26 protein-coding genes are annotated in these 22,283 nt (G+C 65.3%); 12 read left to right on the top strand and 14 right to left on the bottom strand.

The genetic code is table 11. The annotated features are described in order from the left end of the window. Positions 1–95: 95 nt before the first annotated feature. Positions 96–1,097: an adenosine kinase gene (locus tag WFP39_RS11725; protein WP_336919826.1), complete on the bottom strand. Its 1,002-nt coding sequence runs from the start codon at positions 1,095–1,097 to the stop codon at positions 96–98. 82 nt (positions 1,098–1,179) lie between these two features. Here WFP39_RS11725 and WFP39_RS11720 point away from each other — a divergent pair, with 82 nt between their 5' ends. The 3 genes from WFP39_RS11720 (at position 1,180) to WFP39_RS11710 (ending at position 3,374) form a co-directional block, all read left to right on the top strand. Next, a complete protein-coding gene (locus tag WFP39_RS11720) occupies positions 1,180–1,875 on the top strand; it encodes an EI24 domain-containing protein (RefSeq protein ID WP_336919825.1) in 696 nt (231 codons plus the stop codon). Position 1,876: 1 nt separating this feature from the next. Continuing rightward, positions 1,877–2,365, top strand: a complete 489-nt coding sequence (locus WFP39_RS11715; RefSeq protein WP_336919824.1) for a hypothetical protein — start codon at positions 1,877–1,879, stop codon at positions 2,363–2,365. A 64-nt stretch (positions 2,366–2,429) separates the two neighbouring features. Beyond that, positions 2,430–3,374 (top strand): hypothetical protein, encoded by a 945-nt coding sequence (locus WFP39_RS11710; RefSeq protein ID WP_336919823.1) that lies wholly within the window; start codon positions 2,430–2,432, stop codon positions 3,372–3,374. Here WFP39_RS11710 and WFP39_RS11705 read toward each other — a convergent pair. The 9 genes from WFP39_RS11705 to WFP39_RS11665 are packed head-to-tail and all read right to left on the bottom strand — an operon-like array spanning position 3,371 to position 9,909. Then, positions 3,371–3,853: a hypothetical protein gene (locus WFP39_RS11705; protein WP_336919822.1), complete on the bottom strand. Its 483-nt coding sequence runs from the start codon at positions 3,851–3,853 to the stop codon at positions 3,371–3,373. The two genes, WFP39_RS11710 and WFP39_RS11705, sit on opposite strands and share 4 nt — an antisense overlap. 4 nt (positions 3,854–3,857) lie before the next feature. Then, positions 3,858–4,214, bottom strand: a complete 357-nt coding sequence (locus tag WFP39_RS11700; protein ID WP_336919821.1) for a HesB/IscA family protein — start codon at positions 4,212–4,214, stop codon at positions 3,858–3,860. Continuing rightward, positions 4,215–4,712 (bottom strand): SUF system Fe-S cluster assembly protein, encoded by a 498-nt coding sequence (locus WFP39_RS11695; protein ID WP_336919819.1) that lies wholly within the window; start codon positions 4,710–4,712, stop codon positions 4,215–4,217. Further along, complete coding sequence (locus WFP39_RS11690) at positions 4,712–5,926, bottom strand: aminotransferase class V-fold PLP-dependent enzyme (protein ID WP_377923271.1); 1,215 nt, start codon at positions 5,924–5,926, stop codon at positions 4,712–4,714. The genes WFP39_RS11695 and WFP39_RS11690 overlap by 1 nt, the downstream gene beginning before the upstream one ends. Before the next feature lie 2 nt (positions 5,927–5,928). Continuing rightward, the gene (locus tag WFP39_RS11685) at positions 5,929–6,681 is read right to left on the bottom strand and encodes a SufD family Fe-S cluster assembly protein (protein ID WP_336919816.1); all 753 of its coding nucleotides are present in this window, start codon (positions 6,679–6,681) and stop codon (positions 5,929–5,931) included. Beyond that, positions 6,678–7,421, bottom strand: coding sequence for a Fe-S cluster assembly ATPase SufC (sufC, locus tag WFP39_RS11680; RefSeq protein ID WP_336919814.1), 744 nt, complete (start codon positions 7,419–7,421; stop codon positions 6,678–6,680). The genes WFP39_RS11685 and sufC overlap by 4 nt, the downstream gene beginning before the upstream one ends. A gap of 3 nt (positions 7,422–7,424) precedes the next feature. Continuing rightward, positions 7,425–7,955, bottom strand: coding sequence for an endonuclease domain-containing protein (locus WFP39_RS11675; RefSeq protein ID WP_336919813.1), 531 nt, complete (start codon positions 7,953–7,955; stop codon positions 7,425–7,427). Beyond that, positions 7,955–9,475 (bottom strand): Fe-S cluster assembly protein SufB, encoded by a 1,521-nt coding sequence (sufB, locus tag WFP39_RS11670; RefSeq protein WP_377923269.1) that lies wholly within the window; start codon positions 9,473–9,475, stop codon positions 7,955–7,957. The genes WFP39_RS11675 and sufB overlap by 1 nt, the downstream gene beginning before the upstream one ends. Continuing rightward, positions 9,472–9,909: an SUF system Fe-S cluster assembly regulator gene (locus WFP39_RS11665; protein WP_336919876.1), complete on the bottom strand. Its 438-nt coding sequence runs from the start codon at positions 9,907–9,909 to the stop codon at positions 9,472–9,474. The genes sufB and WFP39_RS11665 overlap by 4 nt, the downstream gene beginning before the upstream one ends. 384 nt (positions 9,910–10,293) lie before the next feature. Between WFP39_RS11665 and WFP39_RS11660 the strand changes: the two genes are divergently transcribed. From WFP39_RS11660 to WFP39_RS11645, 4 genes are all read left to right on the top strand, one after another. Then, positions 10,294–11,325: a quinone-dependent dihydroorotate dehydrogenase gene (locus WFP39_RS11660; RefSeq protein WP_336919812.1), complete on the top strand. Its 1,032-nt coding sequence runs from the start codon at positions 10,294–10,296 to the stop codon at positions 11,323–11,325. Between the two features lie 10 nt (positions 11,326–11,335). Further along, entirely contained in the window at positions 11,336–13,051 is a 1,716-nt protein-coding gene (gene ggt, locus WFP39_RS11655; protein ID WP_336919811.1) for a gamma-glutamyltransferase, read from the top strand. A gap of 98 nt (positions 13,052–13,149) precedes the next feature. Beyond that, complete coding sequence (locus tag WFP39_RS11650; protein WP_336919809.1) at positions 13,150–14,949, top strand: AMP-dependent synthetase/ligase; 1,800 nt, start codon at positions 13,150–13,152, stop codon at positions 14,947–14,949. 82 nt (positions 14,950–15,031) lie between these two features. Further along, positions 15,032–16,654: a cation:proton antiporter domain-containing protein gene (locus tag WFP39_RS11645; RefSeq protein WP_336919807.1), complete on the top strand. Its 1,623-nt coding sequence runs from the start codon at positions 15,032–15,034 to the stop codon at positions 16,652–16,654. A 6-nt stretch (positions 16,655–16,660) separates the two neighbouring features. On the opposite strand, the gene WFP39_RS11640 is transcribed toward WFP39_RS11645, so the two are convergent. The 4 genes from WFP39_RS11640 to WFP39_RS11625 all read right to left on the bottom strand — a co-directional run bounded on the left by WFP39_RS11640 (position 16,661) and on the right by WFP39_RS11625 (position 18,753). Further along, positions 16,661–17,191, bottom strand: a complete 531-nt coding sequence (locus tag WFP39_RS11640; RefSeq protein ID WP_336919805.1) for a hypothetical protein — start codon at positions 17,189–17,191, stop codon at positions 16,661–16,663. Positions 17,192–17,294: 103 nt separating this feature from the next. Next, a complete protein-coding gene (locus WFP39_RS11635) occupies positions 17,295–18,077 on the bottom strand; it encodes a thiazole synthase (RefSeq protein ID WP_336919804.1) in 783 nt (260 codons plus the stop codon). A gap of 42 nt (positions 18,078–18,119) precedes the next feature. After that, positions 18,120–18,335, bottom strand: coding sequence for a sulfur carrier protein ThiS (thiS, locus tag WFP39_RS11630; protein ID WP_336919803.1), 216 nt, complete (start codon positions 18,333–18,335; stop codon positions 18,120–18,122). 22 nt (positions 18,336–18,357) lie between these two features. After that, positions 18,358–18,753, bottom strand: a complete 396-nt coding sequence (locus tag WFP39_RS11625) for a MerC domain-containing protein (RefSeq protein ID WP_336919802.1) — start codon at positions 18,751–18,753, stop codon at positions 18,358–18,360. A 125-nt stretch (positions 18,754–18,878) separates the two neighbouring features. On the opposite strand from WFP39_RS11625, the gene WFP39_RS11620 reads away from it, so the two are divergent. The 5 genes from WFP39_RS11620 to rpsI all read left to right on the top strand — a co-directional run bounded on the left by WFP39_RS11620 (position 18,879) and on the right by rpsI (position 22,235). Then, the gene (locus WFP39_RS11620) at positions 18,879–19,967 is read left to right on the top strand and encodes a COX15/CtaA family protein (RefSeq protein WP_336919800.1); all 1,089 of its coding nucleotides are present in this window, start codon (positions 18,879–18,881) and stop codon (positions 19,965–19,967) included. Beyond that, entirely contained in the window at positions 19,964–20,284 is a 321-nt protein-coding gene (gene cutA / locus WFP39_RS11615; RefSeq protein WP_336919799.1) for a divalent-cation tolerance protein CutA, read from the top strand. The genes WFP39_RS11620 and cutA overlap by 4 nt, the downstream gene beginning before the upstream one ends. Before the next feature lie 62 nt (positions 20,285–20,346). After that, on the top strand, positions 20,347–21,090 hold the full coding sequence (locus WFP39_RS11610) for a hypothetical protein (protein WP_336919798.1): 744 nt from the start codon (positions 20,347–20,349) through the stop codon (positions 21,088–21,090). 162 nt (positions 21,091–21,252) lie between these two features. Next, positions 21,253–21,732, top strand: a complete 480-nt coding sequence (rplM, locus tag WFP39_RS11605) for a 50S ribosomal protein L13 (protein WP_336919797.1) — start codon at positions 21,253–21,255, stop codon at positions 21,730–21,732. Beyond that, positions 21,732–22,235 carry a 30S ribosomal protein S9 gene (rpsI, locus tag WFP39_RS11600; protein WP_336919796.1) on the top strand — a complete coding sequence of 168 codons (504 nt, stop codon included), beginning with the start codon at positions 21,732–21,734 and terminating at the stop codon, positions 22,233–22,235. The genes rplM and rpsI overlap by 1 nt, the downstream gene beginning before the upstream one ends. Positions 22,236–22,283 lie beyond the last annotated feature (48 nt).

The following is a 22,283-nucleotide window of genomic DNA, read 5'->3' as shown; positions in this document are numbered from 1 at the left end:
GCTTCTCGCAAGTGTCAACTTCGCAAAATTGGCCCAACAGGCTGATTTGACGAGGTTATTTTGGCGAAATGCCCGCCGTCACGGTGTCAACTTCGTCAGCTTTGCCCCAGTTTTTGCCGCATCAATTCGGCCAGATCAGCTTCGGGCCGTGCGCCGTAATGGCTGATGATTTCGGCCGCTGCGATAGCCCCCCGACGCAGGCACATGGCGAGCGGTTCGCCCTTTACATGGCCATAGAGGAAACCGGCGGCGAACAGATCGCCTGCGCCGGTGGTATCGACCACGTGATCGACCGGTTCGGCGGCAACCGCAGCCCGCTCGCCCTGCGCCACGGCCACCGCGCCCTTTTCGCTGCGGGTGACGACCAGCACCGGCACTTGCGGGGCAAGCCGCGCAAGGCCCGCTTCGAAATCATCCGCGCCTGTCAAGGCTGCGAGTTCGGCTTCGTTGGCAAACAGGATGTCGATCAGGCGATCGGCAATCAGCGTGCGGAAATCGTCGCCGTGGCGGGCGATCACGAACCCGTCGGACAGGGTGAAGGCGACCTTGCGCCCCGCCGCCTTTGCGCTTTCGATCGCCCGGCGCATCGCGGCGCGCGGTTCTTCCGGGTCCCACAAATAGCCTTCGAGATAGAGGATACCGGCACCCCCGATGGCTTCCTCGTCCAAAGCGGCGGCGGGCAGGAACTGGCTCGCGCCCAGGAATGTGTTCATCGTGCGCTGGCCATCGGGCGTCACGAAGATAAGGCAGCGCGCGGTGGAAGGCTGGCCCGGCCTTGCAGGAGTGTCGAAATCAATGCCGACCGCGCGGATATCGTGCGCGAACACGGTGCCCAGCTGGTCATCCGCCACCTGCCCCACAAAGGCGCATTGCGCGCCCAGCGCCGACAAGCCCGCCAGCGTATTGGCGGCGGAACCGCCCGAAATCTCCCGCGCCGGGCCCATCGCATCGTACAGGTCGCGCGCCTGATCCTCGTCCACCAGCGTCATGCCGCCCTTGTTCAGGCCCAGCTCCTCGATCAGCTCGTCCGAACAGGAGGCCACTACGTCGACAATGGCATTGCCGATGGCGATTACATCATAGCGTGGTGCGGTCATGCGAATTCCCGTCGATCATCAGGTGAGACATTTGTGCAGCTGCAATTGACACCGGGGCGCGCAAAAGCAATCGCATTTGGCAATGACGGGCATTTTCTCCGCCTTGCTGCTGGCGCTGCGCCAGCTTTCCGATCCGGCAGTGTTGCGCGTGCTGGGCAAGAGTGTCGCGGTGACGTGCGCGCTGTTCCTCGCTTTGGCAGCGGCGGGATGGTTTGTGTTCGACCGGGTTCTGCAAGCTTTGGGATTGGGCGAAGCGCTGTTTGCCGGGGCGGACGATCTGCGCGCGCTGGCCTCGGCGCTGCTGGCGCTGGGCGGCTTGTGGCTGGTATGGCGCGTGGTGGCGATGCTGGTGATCCAGTTCTTCGCCGCCGAAGTGGTGCATGCGGTGGAGGCGCGGCATTACCCGCACGCGGCCAGCGCGGCGCGGTCGCTCACCACCGCGCAGGAGACGAAGGCAGGGCTGCGGGCAGGGTTGCGGGCGGTGCTGTTCAACCTTGCCGCCGTGCCGCTGGCCTTGCTGCTGCTGTTCACCGGGATTGGCCCGGCGCTGGTGTTCTGGGTGGTCAATGCGGCGCTGCTGGGGCGCGAATTGCAGGACATGGTCTGGCTGCGGCATTGCCATACAGCGGACGCAGATTGCCCGGTTTCCGGCACGCAGCGCTTTCTGCTGGGCGGCGCGGTGGCTGCGCTGATGCTGGTGCCCTTCGCCAATTTCCTTGCCCCCGTGCTCGGCGCGGCAGCGGCGACGCATCTGGTGCACCGCCGGGACGGCACATGAGATGAGCGGAACGCTGCGCTTTCTGGCGACCATCGCCGCCACGCTGGCCCTTGCCGCCTGCGCGACCACGCCCGCCCCGCCGGCGGGTGGGGGTGTGCCCCCGCCAGTGCGCCCGCAAGTGCCTCCGCCATCGGCTTCGGTGCCGCCCACCGTGCCCTTGCCCCCGCCGGTCGACGGGTTCCGCCAGCCGGAAATCATGCGCGGCCCTGGACTTGACGGGGTGGTGCGCGAACACGCGCCCAGCCTGATCCGCCAGTTCGGCACGCCGCGGCTGGACGTGGCCGAAGGCGATATGCGCAAGCTGCAATTCTCAGGCCCAGCCTGTGTGCTCGACATCTATCTCTACCCCTTGCGTCCCGGCGCGGATCCGGTGGCGACATGGCTCGAAGCGCGCCGGGCAAGCGACGGGGCACAGGTCGATCTGCTTGCCTGCATGCAGGCGCTACGGCGCGCCGGCACGGGCGAGGGGCGCGGGGAAGAAAGGGGGTAACCCCAATTTAAGCTTGTCCTGCGACAAGGTGTCATCCGCCTCACAGGAAAAGCATACTCCGCCCATGACCATGCATTTTGCCGATCTTGCCCGCACCGCCGCCAGCGATGGCACCATTGGCGATGCCGAAGTGCAGGCCCTACGCGCCGCCGGCTGGGCCGATGGCCGCATCTGCCGGGCGGAGGCTGAGGCGATCCTTGCCGCCAATGCCGCCATCGCCGATCCCTCGCCCGCGTGGAGTGACTTCTTTGTCGAGGCGCTGCGCAACTTCGTGCTGAACGGCACCCCGCCGTGCGGCTATGCGAGCGCGGAGGAGGCCGCATGGCTGATCGCGATGGTCAGCGCCGACGGGCGCGTCTCCTCGCTGACCGAGCTGGAACTGCTGGTGCAGATTATCGAAGGCGGCCTTGGCGTGCCGCATAGCCTCAAGCACTACGTGCTCGGCGTGGTCGAGGCCGAAGTGCTCACCGGCACCGGCCCCTTGCGTTGCGGCGGCGAGTTGTCCGCCACCCATGTGACCGAGGCCGAGGCCCGCCTGATCCGCCGCGTGATCTTCGGCAGCGCCAGCGACCGGCCCGCCGCCGTGAGCCGTAGCGAAGCCGAAATGCTGTTCCGCCTGAAGGATGCGACACTGCACCAGGCCAACGCACCCGAATTCGAGCGCCTGTTCGTGCAGGGCGTGGGCAATTACCTGCTGGGCTATGCCAGCGCATCAGCCCATGTCAGCCGCGAGCGGATGCTGGAACTGGAAGCCTTCGTGGCCGACAACCGCCCGCAGGTGGGCCGGTTCATGGGAGCGATGGCCAAGGCGGCGCCCAGTGCCTTTGGCGTCATTTTCGGGCGCAAGACCGATGCGCTGCCCAGCCGCGCCGCGCAGGTGGCCGAAGCGGCCGAGTTCACGGCCGTGGAGCGCGATTGGCTCGACGCGATGATGGCCGCCAACGGCGAGGTGGACGCCTATGATCGGGCGCTGCTGGCCTTTCTCGCGGAAGAGACGGGCGAAGCCTAAAGCTTGCCCGCAGCAAGAAGCGCGCGCCACCGCCTTTGCCGGTGCGTATACAGCAACCGCGCGAAACCTGCGGCGGCAAAGGTGAGCGCGCCCGCTTCCACATCTACCCGGTCGGTATAGCGACTGCCTTTGCCTTCCGGCTCCACCAGCATCGTGTGATCCCAGCGCCGGATAAGCCCGCCCGGTCCGCCATCGCGCGCACAGGCCCGGCCATTGTCGCGCAGGGCATAGCGGCCCGCCGAAGGATCGCAGGGCAGTTGCTCGATCCCCACGATCTGGTCGTCGAGCGGGATGAGGCCAAAGAGCTTCACGCCCATCTGGTATTCGCCAGGCTCCCATTCCGGCGGAAAGGCACACCTGCGAGGCGTAAAGCGCAGAAGCGGCGCAGATACCGCTTCCAGCACGGCAGGGCGCTTCACCCGTGCAAACACCTCGGCCGGGGGAAGCGACAGATGCGTGGACAGCTCGATCAGCGTCAAGGTTTCAAACCATGAAACTCTCGCCGCAGCCGCACGCGCCCTTGGCATTGGGATTGTCGAACACGAAACCGGCGGTGAAATCATCTTCGCGCCAATCCATCGTGCTGCCCACAAGGTAAAGCACGCTGGCGGCGTCGATGTAAAAGGTGCCGCCGGGCGTTTCGATCTTCTCGTCAAACGGGGTTTCGGCGGTGACATAGTCGACCGAATAGGCAAGGCCCGAACAGCCTCGGCGCGGGGTGGACAGCTTCACGCCGATCGCCCCTTCCGGCGCGCGCGCCATCAGATCGGCCACGCGCTGTTCGGCAGCTGGGGTGAGGATGACAGCGGCAGGCCGCGCGCGGGATTTGGTCTCGGTCATCTAGAGCATCCCCAGTTCAAGCCGCGCCTCATCGCTCATTTTCGAGGCGTCCCACGGCGGGTCCCAGGTGATGTTCACCTCGGCATCGCGCACGCCGGGGATGGCGCCGATCCGCAGCTCGATCTCGCCCGGCATGGTTTCGGCAACCGGGCAATGCGGGGTGGTGAGCGTCATGGTGATCGCCACATCGGCATCGGGGGTGACATCGACCCCGTAGATCAGGCCAAGGTCATAAATGTTCACAGGTATTTCGGGGTCGTAAATATCCTTCAGCGCGGCAATCACCGCTTCGTAAAGGTCGCCGCCCGGCTCGCCCGGAGCAAGCCCGGCAGGCTTGGCCGCCAGGAAGCCTTCGAGATAGTCGCGCTTGCGCTCCAGCTTTTCGCTGGCGGTTTCGACCACCGCATCTTCTACCTTCGCGCGCGGGGGCTTCTCCACGGTGTCGACCACTTCCGCAGGCGGCGGGGTGAGCTGCGCGTTCTCCTGATGCTCGTCCATCAGCCAAAGATCCTTCTGGTGCGTTCAATGCCGCGAACAAGCGCGGCGATGTCCTCTTGCGAACTGTAAAGGCCGAAACTGGCGCGCGCGGTGGCGGGCACGCCCAGATGCTCCATCAGCGGCTGTGCGCAGTGGTGCCCGGCGCGGATCGCCACATCCTCCTCATCCAGAATGGTGCCAAGATCATGCGGGTGCACGCGATCAAGCAGGAAGCTGACGATCCCGGCGCTGTCAGCGGGCCCGAACAGCGTCACATCGTTCATCGCGCCCAAAGCGTCGCGCAACTCAGCCACCAGCGCGCTTTCATGCGCGTGGATCGCGGAAAGGCCAATGGCATCGACATAATCGCAGGCCGCGGCAAAGCCCACCGCCTCCACAATCGCGGGCGTGCCCGCCTCGAACCGCTGGGGTGCGGGAGCATAGGTCGTGCCCGCGAAGCTGACCTTGTCGATCATCGCCCCCCCGCCCTGATAGGGAGGCATGTCGGCCAGTATCTCCGCCTTGGCCCACAGCGCGCCGATGCCGGTGGGCCCGTAAAGCTTGTGCGCGCTGAACGCGTAGAAATCGCAATCCAGCGCCGCGACATCGACGCCGATGCGCGCCACCGCCTGACAACCATCGACCAGCAGCTTGGCCCCCACGCCATGCGCCAACTCTGCGGCGCGCGCGATGTCGAGCACGCCGCCGAGCACGTTGGAGACATGCGCCAGCGCCACCAATTTATGCGCAGGCGTCAGCAGGGCGGCGGCGGCATCAAGGTCGATCCGGCCATCATCAGTAAGCGGGCAGACATCGATATGCGCGCCCTTGCGCTGCGCCAGCATCTGCCACGGCACGATGTTCGAATGGTGCTCCAACTGCGAAAGCAGGATACGGTCGCCCGCGCCCACATTCGCCTCGCCCCATGTCGCCGCAACCAGATTGATCGCCTCGGTCGCGCCGCGGGTGAACACCACCTCGTCCTCCGCCCCGCCGATGAAGGCCGCCACGCGGCGGCGCGCGGCTTCGTAAGCCAGCGTCATCTCGGCGCTGCGCGAATAGACGCCGCGATGCACGGTGGCGTAGTCCTTGCCCAGCGCCGCAGTGACCGCGTCGATCACCGCCTGCGGCTTCTGCGCGGTGGCGGCGGTGTCGAGGTAATGCCACGGCTTGCCCGTGGGGGTGACCAGGCCGGGGAAATCGGCGCGATGATCCGTGGCAAGGCGGGTGAGCACGGTCACAGCGCCGCCCCCTGCAATGCGGCCAGCGCCTGTTCGAGCAGCGCCTCGCCCGCCTGCGGCTCGGCAGCGGCAAAGGCATCGGCGATGAAGGCACGCACCAGCAGCGCGCGCGCCGCATCGGGCGCGATCCCCCGGCTGGCCATGTAGAAACGCGCCATCTCGTCCATCTGGCCGATCGCCGCGCCATGCGCGCATTTCACATCGTCGGCGTAGATTTCCAGTTCAGGGCGGGCATTGGCGGCGGCCCCGCGTTCGAGCAGCAGGCCCTTGAAATCCTGCGCTGCATCGGTCTTCTGCGCATGGCGGGCGACATCCACGCGGCCGAGGAAATTGCCCGTCGCCTTGCCCCAATGCACGGCGCGCACAACCTGGTTGCTCGTCGCTTCGGGCTGCGCATGGCGCAGGCGGGTGACGATTTCGCGCACCGCATCCCCGCCGCCAATGGTGACCCCGCCAAATTCGAAATGCGCACCCCGGCCCAGCGTCACGTCAATATCGAGCCGTGCGTAATCGCCGCCCGCGACCACCGCGAACAGTTCCGCGCGTGCCCCTTCGCCCAGCGTCACGCGCAGGCGGTGCATTTCGGGCGCGCCGCTGGCGAGCACCAGCGTATCAGCAAGACTCTCGCCCGCAGGCACGGCAATCGCGCGCCACTGTTCCAGCGCGTCCGGGGCCAGCCGGGCGAGTGCGGGAATATCGGCGTAACGCCATTCCTCGGCCTTGGTGGTGGGAAGGGTAGCGACAGTCATGCCGCCACCGCCTCGTAGCCTTCGCTTTCCAGCTCCAACGCCAGTTCCGGCCCGCCGCTTTTGACGATGCGGCCCTTGGCGAGCACATGCACATGGTCGGGCCGGACATAGTCGAGCAGGCGCTGGTAATGCGTAATCAGCAGCACGGCCTTTTCAGGCTTGCGCATGATCGCGTTGATCCCTTCGCCCACGATCCGCAGCGCATCGATGTCGAGGCCGCTGTCGGTCTCGTCGAGCACGGCGAAGCGGGGATCAAGAATGCCCATCTGCACCATTTCGTTGCGCTTCTTCTCGCCGCCCGAAAAGCCGACATTCACCGGCCGCTTGAGCATTTCCATGTCCATCTTGAGCAGGCCCGCCTTCTCGCGCGCCAGCTTGAGGAAATCGCCGCCGCTCAGCGGTTCCTCACCGCGGCTCTTGCGCTGGGAATTGAGCGCTTCGCGCAGGAATTGCACATTGGACACGCCGGGGATTTCGACCGGATATTGGAAGCCGAGGAAGAACCCCGCCGCCGCGCGTTCGTGCGGTTCCATCGCCAGCAGATCCTGCCCGTTAAAGGTCACGCTGCCGCCGGTCACCTCGTAGCCGGGGCGCCCGCCCAGCACATAGGCGAGCGTCGATTTGCCCGCGCCGTTGGGGCCCATGATCGCGTGCACCTCGCCCGCATTCACGGTGAGGGTGAGGCCGTTGAGGATCTTCTTCCCGTCAATTTCGGCGTGGAGGTTGTCGATTACCAGCATTGCTTATGTCCTGTTCCGGGTGGGTGCGCGGCCAGCGCTGCGCCCGGCGCGCATCTGGTCGCTATGCGCGCGGCGGGCCTTTTGCTTGTCGGCAATGCGCGTCCGCATCACCTGCGTCAGATTGGCAAGCACGGCATCGATATCGGTGAGGATGTCGGCGGCGGGAATGCGCAGCAGCTTGATGCCGACCGCCTCCATGCTCTTGTCGCGGCGGGTGGCGAGCACTTCGTTCTGCCCCTCCTCGTCAATCGCGATGGCAAGGCCGAGATTGTGGCAGTTGAAATCGACAATCGCGCTGCCGACCACGGCGTGCCGCTTGAAGCTGTAAGGGCCAAGATCGGCGGCGGTGAACTTCGCCGCCAGCGCCTTGTGCGCCGGGGTCGAATGGCGCCGCAGTTCGCGCGCCTGCTCGTGCAGCACGTCGAGGCGGCTCTCCGAAATCTCCCACCCGCGGCCCTTCTTCTTGAGCGCGGGGGCTTCGGCGGGGGTGTCCTCCCCTGGGGTGGGGAGCTTGAGGGTTTTGCGTTCAGTCATCACCCCACGCTCCCCTCAAGCGAGATGGCCAGCAGCTTCTGCGCCTCGACCGCAAACTCCATCGGCAGCTCTTTCAGCACGTCCTTGGCGAAGCCGTTGACGATCAGCGCCACGGCTTCCTCCGCGCCCAGGCCGCGCTGCATCGCGTAGAACAGCTGGTCGTCCGAAATCTTGCTGGTGGTCGCCTCGTGCTCGATCTGCGCGGTGGGGTTCTTCACCTCGATATAGGGCACGGTATGCGCGCCGCATTGATCGCCCAGCAGCAGGCTGTCGCACTGGGTAAAGTTGCGGACATTGTCGGCATTGGCGCCCACGCGCACCAGCCCGCGATAGGTGTTGTTCGACTTGCCCGCCGAAATGCCCTTGGAAATGATCGTGCTGCGGCTGCCCTTGCCGTTGTGGATCATCTTGGTGCCGGTATCGGCCTGCTGGTAATTGTTGGTGACCGCGACCGAGTAGAATTCGCCCACGCTGTCCTCGCCATTGAGCACGCAGCTTGGGTATTTCCACGTCACCGCAGAACCGGTCTCCACCTGCGTCCACGAAATCTTGCTGCGCGCGCCCTGGCACAGCCCGCGCTTGGTGACGAAATTGTAGATGCCGCCCTTGCCCTCGGCATCGCCCGGATACCAGTTCTGCACGGTCGAATATTTGATCTCCGCATCTTCCAGCGCGACCAGTTCCACCACAGCGGCATGCAGCTGATTCTCGTCGCGCATCGGCGCGGTGCAGCCTTCCAGATAGCTGACGTACGAACCCTTTTCCGCCACGATCAACGTGCGTTCGAACTGGCCCGTATTTTCGGCATTGATGCGGAAATAGGTCGACAGCTCCATCGGGCAGCGCACGCCTTCGGGGATGTAGACGAAGGTGCCATCCGAAAAGACCGCGCAGTTGAGCGTCGCAAAGTAGTTGTCGTGCATCGGCACCACGCGGCCCAGCCACTTCTTCACGAGATCAGGATATTCCTTGATCGCCTCGCTGATGCTGCGGAAGATCACGCCGGCGGCTTCCAGCTCTTTCCGGAAGGTGGTTGCCACGCTGACGCTGTCAAACACCGCGTCCACCGCCACCTTGCGCGCGCCGGTCACCCCGGCGAGCACTTCCTGTTCGGCCAGCGGAATGCCCAGCTTGTCGTAGACCGCCTTGATCTCCGGGTCGAGCTCGTCAAGGCTGGCCAGCTCCGCCTTCTTCTTTGGCGCGGCGTAGTAATAGGCGTCCTGGTAATCGATTTTCGGATAGCCCAGCTTCGCCCAGTTCGGCTCCTCCATGGTCAGCCAGTGGCGGAAGGCCTTCAGCCGCCAGTCGAGCATCCATTCCGGCTCCCCCTTCTTGGCGGAGATGAAGCGGACCGTGTCCTCGGTCAGGCCCTTGGGCGCGAAATCGGTTTCGATGTCGGCTGACCATCCGTGCTCGTATTCGGCCACCTTGGCCGCAGCTTCGCGCGCGGCTTGGTCCTGAACTTCGGCTTCCGGGACTTCGGCTTCCGGCACCTCTTGAGTCTGCATATTCTCGCTCATGCTGCGGCCTCTTCCTTCTGGCGGGCCAGTTCAGACAATTTCACCTGCGCCAGCGCGCCGCGCAGCGCATCGTTTACGACCGGCCAGTGCGGGCGCACATTGCAGGTGCCTTCCAGCGCACAGTCCTGCTTGCCCGCATCCACGCAAGCCGTCAGCGCAATGGGGCCTTCGACCGCCTCGATAATGTCGGCCAGCGTGATTGCGGCCGCCGGGCGCGCCAGCTGGATGCCTCCACCCGCGCCGCGCTGGCCCTTGATAAGGCCCGCCTTCGATAGGATCGTCACCAGCTTCTGCACCGTGGGCAGCGGCAATGCGGTTTCAGCCGCCAGATCCGCGGCGGAAATGCGCGACCCCGCCGCCCCCAGCGAACCGCAATGGCGCGCGGCGGCACACATGGTTACCACGGCATAATCGGCCATGCTGGACAGACGCATAAGGCTCCACCGCTTCATCAGCCCGCCTAATCGGACTGATTCGTTCCGATTTCACCTAGTGATGCGAATCCGCGCTTTCAACGCCCGAATGCCTGTTGCGAGTCGTTAGCATGTAAGCGGCAAAAAAAGGGGCGGCCCGCCTTGCACCATGTGCAAGATTGGCCGCCCTGATAGTCGAGAACCCGTCGCGTTGTCGCGGCGAGCCCTTCGGGTCGCAGGCGCAAACTAGCAGAATGGTTGCGCCACCACTTGTATGAAAGCGACAGGCGGGGCGCAAAATCGGCCTGATTGCGCCATTTCGGATGATTTCGGCGGCAACCAGTGTGCCGCGATCAGCCGATCGCGCGAATCGACACGGCCCCGCGTCTTTGCCATAGGGTCGCCATGCTGTACCGCCTCATCCGCCCGGCCATTTTCGCACTCGACGCCGAACGCGCGCACCGCCTCACCGTTGCCGCGCTCAAGCTTTGGGCGCCCGATGCGCCCGCTTCCCCGGCCATGGGGCCGCTGGCGACGACTGTTGCGGGACTGCGCTTCCCCAATCCGGTTGGCATGGCGGCCGGGTTCGACAAGGATGGCGAAGTGCCCGATGCGCTGCTGGCGCTGGGGTTTGGCTTTGCCGAAGTCGGATCGATCACGCCGCGTCCGCAAGAGGGTAATCCCAAGCCCCGCCTCTTTCGCCTGGTGGAGGACGAGGCGGTCATCAACCGCATGGGATTCAACAATCACGGCGGGGACGAGGCGGCAGCGCGTCTCGCCGCGCGCGAACGGCGCGGCGTTGTCGGCATCAATATCGGCGCCAACAAGGACAGCGCCGACCGCATCGCCGATTACGCGCATATGACGCGCCTGATGGCCCCGCTGGCCGATTATCTCGCGGTCAATATCTCCAGCCCCAATACGCCGGGCCTGCGCGCATTGCAGGACGAAGGCGCGCTGACCGAACTGATCGACGCGGTGATGGAAGCGCGCGGGGACGCGGGCGTGCCGGTCTTCCTGAAGGTCGCGCCCGATCTCGAACCCGCCGATGTCGATGCGATTTCCCGCATCGCGCTCGACAAGGGGCTGACCGCGCTGATCGTTTCCAACACCACGATTGCGCGCCCGCCGCTGCGTTCGGCCCATGCCGGCGAGGCGGGCGGCTTGTCGGGCGCACCGCTGAAGGATGCCGCGCTTGAGCGCCTGCGCGATTTTCGCCGCGCGACCGGCGGCGCGCTTCCGCTGGTGGGCGTGGGCGGCATCGCCACGGCGGAGGATGCCTTTGCCCGAATCCGCGCGGGCGCATCGCTGGTTCAGCTCTATTCCGCGATGATCTATGCCGGGCCGGGCATTGCCCGCCAGATCTGCCAAGGGCTGCAACAACGCTTGAGTCAATACGGTTATGGCAGCATTGCCGACGCCGTCGGCACTGAATAGCGGTTTTCCGATGCGCTTCGTCCGCCAACTGGCCCTTTTGTTCGCCCCGCTCGCGCTGTCCGCCTGCGCCGCGACCGCCGAACCTGCGTTGCAAACAGCCACCACTGCGCCCTTTGCCGGCGTAGTCAGCGCCGCCGATCCGCGCGCGGCAGAAGCGGGGGCGGCGATGTTGCGGATGGGGGGCACCTCCACCGATGCGGCAATTGCGACCATGCTGGCGCTTACCGTGGTGGAACCGCAAAGCAGCGGCATTGGCGGGGGCGGCTTCTATGTGCGCGGCACTCCTGATGGACAGGTCATCACGCTCGACGGGCGCGAAACCGCGCCTGCCGCCGCCACACCCGAATGGTTTCTGACCGCCGAAGGCGCGCCCCGCCCCTTCATGGAAGCCGTGATGAGCGGACTTTCGGTGGGGGTTCCGGGCAATATTGCTCTCGCAGCAGAGGCGCACGGCCGTTACGGTGCGCTTGAATGGGCAGCGCTGTTCCAGCCTGCCATCGCCCTGGCCCGCGACGGGTGGGAGATTACCCCCCGCTTCCGCGAATTCCTCGTGTCTGCGCGAAACCGCGCCGCCTTCACGGCCGAGGGGCGCGCGCTGTTCTATGACGCAGCGGGCGAACCCTTGCCGGTGGGTGCGCGGGTTGTGATGCCCGAATTGGCCGACACGCTGACACAGCTTGCCGCCGCCGGGCCGCGCGCCTTCTACGAAGGGCCGATGGCCGATGGCATGGCGGCGGTGATGGCCAAGGCCACGCCGCACGATGCCGCCGTGACGCCGGCCGATTTCGCCAGTTACTCCGCCGTGTGGCGCGAAAGCCCCTGCGGCACGTACCGGCAATACCGCATCTGCGGCATGGGCCCGCCATCATCCGGCGCGACCACGGTGTTTGCCGTGCTCAAACAGTTGGAGCGTTTCGATCTCGCCGCGCTGGGGCCGGATTCGCCGATCAGCTGGCACCTGTTCGCGGAAAGCCAGCGCCTCGCTTATGCCGATCGTGAGCGGTATCTGGCGGACAGCGATTTCGTGTCGGTGCCGATGGCAGGCCTGATGGACGGCAATTACCTGGCCGAACGCGGCGCGATGATTTCGGCCACCGCGCGGATGGACAGCGTGGCGGCAGGCACCCCGCCCGGCACCCGCGCGATTGCGGCGGACGGGTTCGGCCCTGAAGAAAACGGCACGAGCCATTTCGTCGCGGTGGACCAATGGGGCACGGCGGTATCCTATACCTCCACGATCGAAGGGCCGTTCGGATCGGGCCTGATGTATGGCGGCTTCTACCTCAACAACGAACTCACCGATTTCAGCCTGATCCCGGCGCGCGATGGCATCGCCGTGGTCAACCGCGTGGAAGGCGGCAAGCGACCCCGCAGCTCGATGGCGCCGACGCTGGTCTATGGCCCCGATGGCACGCTGGTGCTGGCCATCGGCGCGGCAGGGGGGGCAACGATCCCGGTGCAGGTGGCGAAAGCGCTGATCGGCGTGCTCGACTGGGGCATGCCGGTGGAACAGGCGATCGGCCTGCCGGGCCTCTACGCGCCGGGTTCGGATATTGTGGTGGAGGAGGATTCACCCTTGCTGGCCTTCCGCGCCGAATTGGAGGCGCTGGGTCACACCATCCAGACGCGCCGCCTGCCGTTCAAGGCCAATGCCGCGCAATTTGCCGGCGGCACTTGGCAGGGCGCGGCCGATCCGCGCAGCGAAGGCGCGGCCGTGCATCCCTGATCCTTTCGGGAACCTTGCCCTAAGCGTTTCCCCCCCCTAGTTTCCTCTCCGAAACACAGGACCGGAAATATCCGGCGGTCTTACGGGAGTTCGCCAGGGTGCAGTTGCAGGACATCGAGAATGCCAAAAGTCTGGTGGGCCTGTTCCTCCAGCGCGCCGACGAACAGGGCGACAAGCCGTTCCTGACCGCCAAGACAGGCGGCACATGGCAGTCGATCAGCTATGCCGAAGCCGCGCGGCGCGTCTGTGTGCTGGCCGAAAATCTCGTGAAGCTGGGCCTGAGGCCCGGCGACCGCGTGATGCTGGTTTCGGAAAACCGGCCCGAATGGGCGCTGGCCGACCTTGCCATCATGGCGGCGGGCGGCATCACCACGCCTGCCTACACCACCAATACCGAAGGCGACCATTGCCACATCCTCGATGACAGCGGCGCGCGGATGGTGATCGTTTCCACCGAAAAGCTGTCGAAGCCGCTGATCGCCGCCATGCTCCGATCGGGGCAAGCCGAACATTTGCTGGCGATCGACCCCATCGCCACCTCGCAAAGCGGCAGTTTCGCCATCCACCAGATGCCTGCGCTGATGGAAGGCGATGGGGTGGCCGCGCGCGGCGCGGTCGAGGCGCGGCTCGCCAGTGTCACACGCGACGATATCGCCTGCATCATCTACACCAGCGGCACCAGCGGCAGCCCGCGCGGGGTGATGCTGCATCACGGCGCCATCCTCCACAATGTCGATGCAGCGGGCCATGTGCTGGCGGAGGATTTTGGCTGGGGGGAGGAGCGCTTCCTTTCGTTTCTGCCCCTTAGTCATGCGCTGGAGCACACTGCCGGCCTGTATCTTCCGCTGGGTCTCGGCGCGGATATCTGGTTTTCCGAGGGCCTCGACAAGCTGTCGAGCAATCTGGAGGAGGCGCAGCCCACTTTCATGATCGTGGTGCCGCGGCTGTTCGAAATCCTGCGTGAAAAGATCATCAAGGGCGTGGAGAAACAGGGCGCGGCGGCCAAGTTCCTGCTGACCCGCGCGATTCATCTGGGCGAACGGCAGATTGCGGGTCGTCCGTCATGGAAGGACGCACCGGTGAGCGCGCTGCTGGGCGCGACAATCCGGCCCAAGGTGCGCGCGCGCTTTGGCGGGCGAATCAAGGCACTGGTATCGGGCGGTGCGCCGCTCAACCCCGAAGTCGGCGGTTTTTTCCAGGCCATGGGCCTGACCATGCTGCAAGGTTATGGCCAGACCGAAAGCGCGCCGGTCGTCTCGTGCAATTATCCCGGCGCCGGTATCGCTCTGCACACGGTCGGCCCCCCTCTGCGCGGGGTCACGGTGAAGATTGCCGACGATGGCGAAATCCTGGTGCGCGGCGAACTGGTGATGAAAGGTTATTGGAAAAACCCCGAAGCCACCGCCGCTGCGCTCGCCGACGATTGGCTGCATACCGGCGATATCGGCCATATCGACGCCAAGGGTCGCATCGTCATTACTGACCGCAAGAAGGACATCATCGTCAACGACAAGGGCGACAATATCGCCCCGCAAAAGCTGGAAGGGATGCTCACCCTCCAGCCCGAAATCGCGCAGGCCATGGTGAGCGGCGACAAGCGTCCGCACATGGTGGCGCTGATCGTGCCCGATGCCGATTGGATGAAACAATGGGCCAGGGATAACGGGGCCGAAAGCGCCGACATGGCCACCTTGCGCGAAAACCCGGCTTTCGTGAAAGCCTTGAAGGCCGCAGTTGACCGCACCAACCAGGAACTCAGCGTGATCGAGAAGGTGCGTCGCTTTATCGTGGCGGACGAGCCGTTCAGCGTGGACAACGGGCAGATGACCCCAACCATGAAGATCCGCCGCAATCCCATCCGCGCGGTCTATCAGCAACGACTCGACGCATTATATTGACCCTGGCCGCACCATGAGCGGATGACACGGGCATAATTCGTTCCATATTGGCAGGACAGCCAGTCCAGCCAGACGAGGATCGATGCCCCATCACACACCGCTGATCGGAACCATTGTCGCAGGGCTTGTCGCCGCCTTCATCATGGGCGCGATCGCGCACCGCCTGCGCGTATCCCCGGTGGCGGGTTACCTGTTTGCTGGCGTGCTGGTGGGGCCGTTCACCCCCGGATATGTTGCCAATGCCGCACTGGCCAACGAACTGGCCGAAATTGGCGTCATTCTGCTGATGTTCGGCGTGGGGCTGCATTTCTCGCTGCGTGATCTGCTTTCGGTCCGGCGTATTGCTGTGCCTGGCGCCATTATCCAGATTGCGACTGCCACCGCGCTGGGCACGGCGCTGGCGCTGTGGCTGGGCTGGTCGCTGGCGGCGGGGCTGGTGTTTGGCCTTGCGCTGTCCGTCGCCAGCACGGTGGTGCTGCTTCGCGCCATGCAGGCGCGCAATCTGGTGGAGACGCAGCGCGGGCGCATCGCGATTGGGTGGCTGATCGTGGAAGACCTCGCCATGGTGTTGGCGCTGGTGCTGCTGCCGACAATCGCGGGTCTGTTTTCGGGCGATCCCGACGCGCAGGCCAATGTCGCCGCCACGCTTGGGATTACTGTTGCCAAGGTGGGCGCCTTCATCGCGCTGATGCTGGTGATCGGCAAACGGGTGATCCCGGCTGCGCTGCATTGGACAGCGCATACCGGCTCGCGCGAGTTGTTCCGGCTGGCGGTGCTCTCCATCGCGCTGGGCGTGGCCTATGGCGCGGCGCTGATCTTCGATGTCTCGTTCGCGCTGGGCGCCTTTTTCGCCGGCATGATCCTTGGCGAGACGCATCTCAGCCGCCGCGCGACCGAGGAAACCTTGCCGCTGCGCGATGCCTTCGCCGTGCTGTTCTTCGTATCAGTGGGGATGCTGTTCGATCCCAATACAGTGATGGAACAGCCGCTGCCCGTGCTGCTGACCGTGCTGATCATCGTGGTGGGCAAATCGATTGCGGCCTGGGGCATCGTGCGCGCCTTCGGGCATGACAACACCACCGCTTTGACCATTGCCGCCAGCCTGGCGCAGATCGGGGAGTTTTCGTTCATTCTTGCCGGTCTGGGCACACAGCTGAACATCCTTCCCAGCGAAGGACGCGACCTGATTCTGGCGGGCGCGATCCTGTCGATCCTGATCAACCCCTTCATTTTCAGCGCGGTCGCCGGGCGGAAAGGTTCCGCGCGGCTCAGCGAGGCGGTGAAGGAAATCGCACCCGCCGTTGAACCCAAGCCGGGCCACACTATCCTGGTCGGCCATGGCCGGGTCGGCAGCCGCATCGCCGAACAGCACAAGGGCGAGATCGTCGTGATCGAGGACGAAGGTGACAATGCCCGCGCCGCGCGTGCGGCAGGCCGCGTGGTGATTCACGGCAACGCCGCGGATGGATCGGTGCTGCAAAGTGCAGGCATTGCCGAGGCCCGCAGCCTGATCATTGCCATTCCGGAAGGCTTCGAAGGCGGGGCGGTGGCGCAATTGGCCCGCGAACTGAATCCCGCGATCACCATCATTGCCCGCGCCCATTCGGACGCCGAAGTTGCCCATCTGGAACAGGCGGGCGCCAGCCATGTGGTAATGGGCGAGCGCGAGATTGCCCGCGCCATCCTTGCCATCCTGCCCCGCTGATCGCGGTCAGGCGGCATCGTCGGTGATGCGTTCGGGGAAGAAGGCGGGTTGCCTGTCCGACCATGCAGGCGCGGTGGCCGCCGCCTCGCTCAGCGACTGGAGCAGCATTTTGCGGCGACCCGGCTGGATTTGCGGCAAGGCCGCCGCGCCGCAAAAGGCTGCGGGCAGGAACGGACGCACGCCCGCACCCAGCATTCGTTCGTAGAGGAAACGGTAGGCGGAAAAGCTTTCGATCTGCTCCTGCGCCAGGTCCTGCGCGGTGATTTTCACCAGCGCGCCCATGAAATTGCCCAGCGTCGTATCGATCGCCCCTTCGGCCGGTATAGCGGTGCCCAGGCTGCGCAATTCGCGGTAGGCGATGTATTGTGTGCGGATCGCCGCGCTGCCGCCGGACTCGCCCGCCCAGTCGCGAAACGCATCGCCCCGGCCCATGAACACATCGAGCGCGCGGGTGATAAAGCGCTGTTCACTCGGTGTAAAACCGGCAAATTCGCGCATTTCGCAAATGCTGGGCGACGTTGTCTGCGAACGAGCCATGAGCGGCCTCCTGCGGGTTGCAAAGGCTATCATGCGCGATCATGGTTAAGGGCCGGTTTACGCCGCCGCCCGTCTGAATCGGGCGGTCCGCAGAAGCGCGGATTCAGATCAATCCGGCAAGAGGGCTCGACGGATCGGCATATTTGCGCGTCTTCATCCGGCCCGCCAGATAGGCCTCGCGCCCGGCAATCACCGCGTGGCGCATGGCGCGGGCCATACGCACCGGATCCTGCGCCTCGGCAATCGCGGTGTTCATCAGCACGCCGTCGCAACCCAGCTCCATCGCCACCGCCGCTTCGGATGCGGTGCCGACGCCCGCATCGACCAGAACGGGCACTTTCGCGCCTTCCACGATCAGGCGGATCGTCACCTTGTTCTGGATGCCAAGACCGCTGCCAATCGGCGCGCCCAGCGGCATGATCGCCACCGCGCCCGCATCTTCCAGCTGCTTGGCGGCGATGGGATCGTCCACGCAATAGACCATCGGCTTGAAGCCTTCATTTGCCAACAGTTCGCAGGCCTTCAGCGTTTCGCGCATATCGGGATAGAGCGTGCGCGCCTCGCCCAGCACTTCCAGCTTGACCAGGTCCCAGCCCCCCGCCTCACGCGCCAGGCGCAATGTGCGGATCGCATCGTCGGCGGTGAAACATCCGGCGGTGTTGGGAAGGTAGGTGATCTTTTTCGGGTCGATGTAATCCATCAGCACCGGCTGGGTGGGATCGGATATGTTTACCCGGCGCACCGCCACGGTGACGATTTCGGCCCCGCTGGCTTCCACGGCTGCCGCGTTCTGCGCGAAATCCTTGTATTTGCCCGTGCCCACGATCAGGCGACTGGTGAACGTGCGGCCGGCGACGGTCCAGGTGTCGGTTGCAGAATCGGTCATGGCAGTGGCGGTATCGGCAGCAGCGCGACAGGACAAGGGCGATCAGCCGCCGCCGACGAAATGCACGATTTCCAGCACATCGCCATCGGCAAGCCGCGCGTCCTCCAGCGTGGAGCGCGGCGCGATCACACCGTTATGTTCCACCGCGACCTTGGCAACCTTCAGCCCCAGCTCGCGCACGAAATCGGCAATCGTGGCCGCCGAGGTGCGCCGGGGTTCGCCGTTGACAGTGATGGAAAGGATGGCCGCATCGCTCATGATGGGCGGGAGATAGCGTGCGTCAGGCTTTTCGCAAGTTCAGGATATGCGCGGCGGCGACCAGCACCACGCCAATCACGGTCAGCACCGCTTCTTCATAGCCGTGACCCACCGCCACGGCAGCGCCCATGAAAGAAAGGCCGGTCATCGCCACGACAAAGGGGCCGGGCCGCCGGTGGCGCACCGCACCTATGCCGATCGCCACCCCCGCCACCAATGTCGCCAACAGCAGGCCGACCTTGTGAATTGCGGGATTGAGCAGGAAAGTCGCCCCCGCTCCCAGACCGGCTACCAGCACAAGTCCCAGCACACAATGCACCACGCACAAGCACGACAGCAACACGCCCACCCGGTCGAGGCGGTCTTGCACGAAGGTCTGCACCTGATCGCGAATCCGGGGAAAGAGTGTTCCGAGCATCCGCGCCGATGTATGTAATGCTGTAACATGGCGCAAGGTTTTTCCGGCAGCGCACGCGGATTTCCGGCAGTGTGCAGGCGAAAAGCCATCTTGCGATTCACGCAGGCCGGGCGCACATCGCGCCCATGTCGACAGCATCGCTTTCTTCCGCGCCTGTTTCGCAGGCTCGCCGTTACACCCCGCTGACACTGGCTCGCTGGATGTTCGCAGTGGCCGCGCTCGTCACGCTCATCGTGGCGGTGGGCGGAATCACCCGATTGACCGAAAGCGGCCTGTCGATCACCGACTGGCGGCCGGTTACGGGAACGCTCCCCCCGCTCAGCGAGGCGCAATGGCAGGCCGAGTTCGAAGCCTATCAGCAGATCGGCGAATATATGCACGAAGCCGGCCCGCGCGGGATGACGCTGGACGATTACAAGTTCATCTATTTCTGGGAGTGGGTTCACCGCCTGCTGGGCCGCGTGATCGGCCTCGCGCTGTTGGTGCCGCTGGTGTTCTTCTGGGCCAAAGGCGCGATTCCGCAGGGCTACAAGCCGCGCTTTGTCGCGCTGTTTGCCCTCGTCTGCCTACAAGGGGCGTTCGGCTGGTTCATGGTCCGCTCCGGCCTGAACGAGGAGATGACCGATGTCTCGCACTTCTGGCTCTCGATCCATCTGCTCACGGCGTTGTTCACCCTGGGCGGGCTGGTATGGACCGCACGCGACCTGCTGGTGCTGCACCGCAATCCCGGCGCCCGGCCCGCGCGCCTGACCGGGCTGACGCTGGCGGTGCTGGCAATTGTTTTCGTTCAGTTGCTCCTGGGCGCGTGGGTGGCGGGTCTTAATGCCGGTCTGGCTTCCGATAGCTGGCCCTTGATGAGCGGGCAGTTCCTGCCACAATTCAACTGGGACGCGGGCTTTTTCTACACTCTCACGCATGAACCGTTTCTGCTGCACTGGCTGCACCGCTGGTGGGCTTGGGTCGCGGTGATCGCGCTGATCGTGCTGGCGCGCGCGGTGAAGCGGGCGGGCGATCGGCGCGCTTCGGTCTATATCCATTCGGCTTTCGGAACGATGGTGCTGCTGGGCATCGCCACGGTGATGAGCGGGGTGGCGCTGTGGCTGGCCGTGGCGCATCAGGTGGTCGGCGCCTTGCTGGTGGCTGCCTTTGCCTGGGGGGCACACCGACTTGGGACAAGCGAGGCCGCCCCGGTGAGCGAGCCTGCTCGGCCATGAGCGGGGGGCTGCTGGTCTGGTGCCCCTTCCCGGCTGAGGAGGAGGCGCGGCGAGTGGCCGGCACGCTGCTGGACGAAGAACTGGTCGCCTGTGCCAATCTGATCGGCCCGATGACCTCGTTGTTCCGGTGGGAAGGCGAGCGGCAGGAATCGGCGGAAATAGGCGTCCTGTTCAAGACCCATCCGTGCCTCCGCGCCGATATGACCGCGCGGCTTGCCCAATTGCATTCCTATACAAGCCCTGCGATCATGATATGGGAAGCGGAAGCGTTTCCCCCGGCCACGGCAAGCTGGCTGGCGGATCTTGGGGGGTCTTGAACAACAACGGATGCGGCAGGCGCCTTGCCTGATAGGAAAGCCAAAGGGCGATGAGCCGGGATATGACGGGGGGACGAGGGTTCAACAGCGATCGGCGCGTGATGCTGAGGCTGGCAGCAGCAGCCGCGATCCTTCCCGTGCTGGCCAGCCGGTCCCCCGCTCTGGCAGCCCCGACAGATGGCACCCCGGCTGCGATTGCGCCTCCTTCGTGCACCATGCTCTACCGTCGCACGCTGGAGCGGCAGATGGCGGGCGGGGCGATCTTCACGGTGACACGCGAATACGCGGTTCGCTTCCTGCCGTTTGCTGCTGGGTTCCAACTGGCAGGCCACCAAGTGGCGGTCCGCGCCACCGCCCCCGGCGCACTCGCCCGCTTTGCCGCGCTGGAGGAAGAACGCGTGGACGATCGCCTGTTCCCGCTCGTCCTCGATCGCGCCGGCCTGATCGTGGAAGGCGAAAGTATCGCGGAAAGCACCCAGCTGGCGCAAAGCCTGGCCGATGCCCGCGCGCAGCTGCCGCAAGATGCCGCCGAAGCCGCGATCGCGCTGGGGGCCATCCATGCGGCAGGCGCCAGCCTCACTTCGCAACTGCCCCGTGACTTGTTTGCCCCCGCCAAGGACAGGCGCGAGGCGCGCGAGACGATCGTCCTCCCCTGGGGCGATGCAGGGGAAGTGCGCACCCTTTTCGAAGCCGCCCGCGATCCTGGCACCGGTCTGATGCGCGAGGCGCGGCGCGAAGTGGTCACCAGCCTCGCCGGGGATGAACGCCGCACCGCCGAAATCTGGGCGCTGTTGCCGCTGGAATAGGCGCAAACCAGCGCGCAGGCATTGTCACGGTATTATTTTACCTCTCCGCAAACCCGCAGTATTGCTTGACTTGTTAACGCACTGCCGACAAAGGACGCGCCTTCGCACAGGGCATTTTGCCCTGCGCGCGACAGATTCGCGTAAATCAAGGAAATGCAGGCCATGAAGGCTCTCTCCAAGCAGACCCGGTCGATCAAGCCGGCCGAGGTCGAAAAGAAGTGGCACGTGATCGATGCCGAAGGGCTGGTCGTTGGCCGCCTCGCCACGATCGTTGCCAATATCCTGCGCGGCAAGCACAAGCCGAGCTACACCCCGCACGTCGATTGCGGTGATCACGTGATCATCCTCAACGCCGACAAGGTGCGCTTCACCGGCAACAAGCTGGGCCAGAAGGTCTATTACAAGCACACCGGTTACGCCGGCGGCATCAAGGCGGTCACCGCCGAAAAGGTGCTGGGCAGCCGTTTTCCGGAACGCGTGCTGGAAAAGGCGATTGAACGCATGATCCCGCGCGGGCCGCTGGGCCGCGCGCAGATGAAGGCGCTCCACCTCTATAACGGCACCGAGCATCCCCACGCGGGCCAGCAGCCCGAAGTGCTCGATGTTGCCTCGATGAACCGCAAGAACAAGGCTGCCGCATAATGGCCGATGAAACCAACACCGTGTCCGATCTGTCGGATCTGAGCTCGCTTGCGGTCGATACTTCGGCTGCCCCCGCTGCCCCCGCCACCCCCCTGCGCGAGCAGGAACTGGACGCGCAGGGCCGCGCCTATGCCACCGGCCGCCGCAAGGACGCCGTGGCCCGCGTGTGGCTGAAGCCCGGCACCGGCAAGGTGACCGTGAACGGCCGCGACCAGGAAGTGTATTTCGCACGTCCCACGCTGCGCCTCGTCATCAACCAGCCCTTTTCGATTTCGGAACGCGAAGGGCAGTATGACGTGATCGCCACGGTCAAGGGCGGCGGTCTTTCGGGCCAGGCTGGTGCGCTCAAGCACGGCATCAGCCAGGCGCTGACCAAGTACGAGCCCGCGCTGCGCGGTGTCATCAAGGCCGCCGGTTTCCTCACCCGCGACAGCCGCGTGGTGGAACGCAAGAAGTACGGCCGCGCCAAGGCACGCCGCAGCTTCCAGTTCTCGAAGCGTTAATCCGCTTCCTTCGAGGCCAGATACAAGAGGGCGGTCCGCGAAGGGCCG

The sequence above is a fragment of the Alteraurantiacibacter lauratis genome (genome assembly GCF_037154155.1).
Classification (GTDB): Bacteria; Pseudomonadota; Alphaproteobacteria; order Sphingomonadales; family Sphingomonadaceae; genus Alteraurantiacibacter; species Alteraurantiacibacter lauratis.
The sequence above is the reverse complement of the archived record's forward strand: the minus strand, read 5'-3'. Positions and strand labels throughout refer to the sequence as shown.

Bases quoted from the DNA above. Each gene is read 5' to 3' on its own strand.
- thiS (WP_336919803.1), bottom strand. From the start codon at position 18,335: ATGAGCGATGCGGCCATCCTTTCCATCACTGTCAACGGCGAACCCCGG.
- WFP39_RS11725 (WP_336919826.1), bottom strand. From the start codon at position 1,097: ATGACCGCACCACGCTATGATGTAATCGCCATCGGCAATGCCATTGTC.
- ggt (WP_336919811.1), top strand. From the start codon at position 11,336: ATGCGCTTCGTCCGCCAACTGGCCCTTTTGTTCGCCCCGCTCGCGCTG.
- rplM (WP_336919797.1), top strand. From the start codon at position 21,253: ATGAAGGCTCTCTCCAAGCAGACCCGGTCGATCAAGCCGGCCGAGGTC.
- WFP39_RS11625 (WP_336919802.1), bottom strand. From the start codon at position 18,753: ATGCTCGGAACACTCTTTCCCCGGATTCGCGATCAGGTGCAGACCTTC.
- cutA (WP_336919799.1), top strand. From the start codon at position 19,964: ATGAGCGGGGGGCTGCTGGTCTGGTGCCCCTTCCCGGCTGAGGAGGAG.
- sufC (WP_336919814.1), bottom strand. From the start codon at position 7,421: ATGCTGGTAATCGACAACCTCCACGCCGAAATTGACGGGAAGAAGATC.
- WFP39_RS11675 (WP_336919813.1), bottom strand. From the start codon at position 7,955: ATGACTGAACGCAAAACCCTCAAGCTCCCCACCCCAGGGGAGGACACC.
- WFP39_RS11710 (WP_336919823.1), top strand. From the start codon at position 2,430: ATGACCATGCATTTTGCCGATCTTGCCCGCACCGCCGCCAGCGATGGC.
- WFP39_RS11610 (WP_336919798.1), top strand. From the start codon at position 20,347: ATGACGGGGGGACGAGGGTTCAACAGCGATCGGCGCGTGATGCTGAGG.
- WFP39_RS11635 (WP_336919804.1), bottom strand. From the start codon at position 18,077: ATGACCGATTCTGCAACCGACACCTGGACCGTCGCCGGCCGCACGTTC.
- WFP39_RS11645 (WP_336919807.1), top strand. From the start codon at position 15,032: ATGCCCCATCACACACCGCTGATCGGAACCATTGTCGCAGGGCTTGTC.
- WFP39_RS11715 (WP_336919824.1), top strand. From the start codon at position 1,877: ATGAGCGGAACGCTGCGCTTTCTGGCGACCATCGCCGCCACGCTGGCC.
- WFP39_RS11700 (WP_336919821.1), bottom strand. From the start codon at position 4,214: ATGACCGAGACCAAATCCCGCGCGCGGCCTGCCGCTGTCATCCTCACC.
- sufB (WP_377923269.1), bottom strand. From the start codon at position 9,475: ATGAGCGAGAATATGCAGACTCAAGAGGTGCCGGAAGCCGAAGTCCCG.
- WFP39_RS11620 (WP_336919800.1), top strand. From the start codon at position 18,879: ATGTCGACAGCATCGCTTTCTTCCGCGCCTGTTTCGCAGGCTCGCCGT.
- WFP39_RS11640 (WP_336919805.1), bottom strand. From the start codon at position 17,191: ATGGCTCGTTCGCAGACAACGTCGCCCAGCATTTGCGAAATGCGCGAA.
- WFP39_RS11685 (WP_336919816.1), bottom strand. From the start codon at position 6,681: ATGACTGTCGCTACCCTTCCCACCACCAAGGCCGAGGAATGGCGTTAC.
- WFP39_RS11720 (WP_336919825.1), top strand. From the start codon at position 1,180: ATGACGGGCATTTTCTCCGCCTTGCTGCTGGCGCTGCGCCAGCTTTCC.
- rpsI (WP_336919796.1), top strand. From the start codon at position 21,732: ATGGCCGATGAAACCAACACCGTGTCCGATCTGTCGGATCTGAGCTCG.
- WFP39_RS11695 (WP_336919819.1), bottom strand. From the start codon at position 4,712: ATGGACGAGCATCAGGAGAACGCGCAGCTCACCCCGCCGCCTGCGGAA.
- WFP39_RS11660 (WP_336919812.1), top strand. From the start codon at position 10,294: ATGCTGTACCGCCTCATCCGCCCGGCCATTTTCGCACTCGACGCCGAA.
- WFP39_RS11665 (WP_336919876.1), bottom strand. From the start codon at position 9,909: ATGCGTCTGTCCAGCATGGCCGATTATGCCGTGGTAACCATGTGTGCC.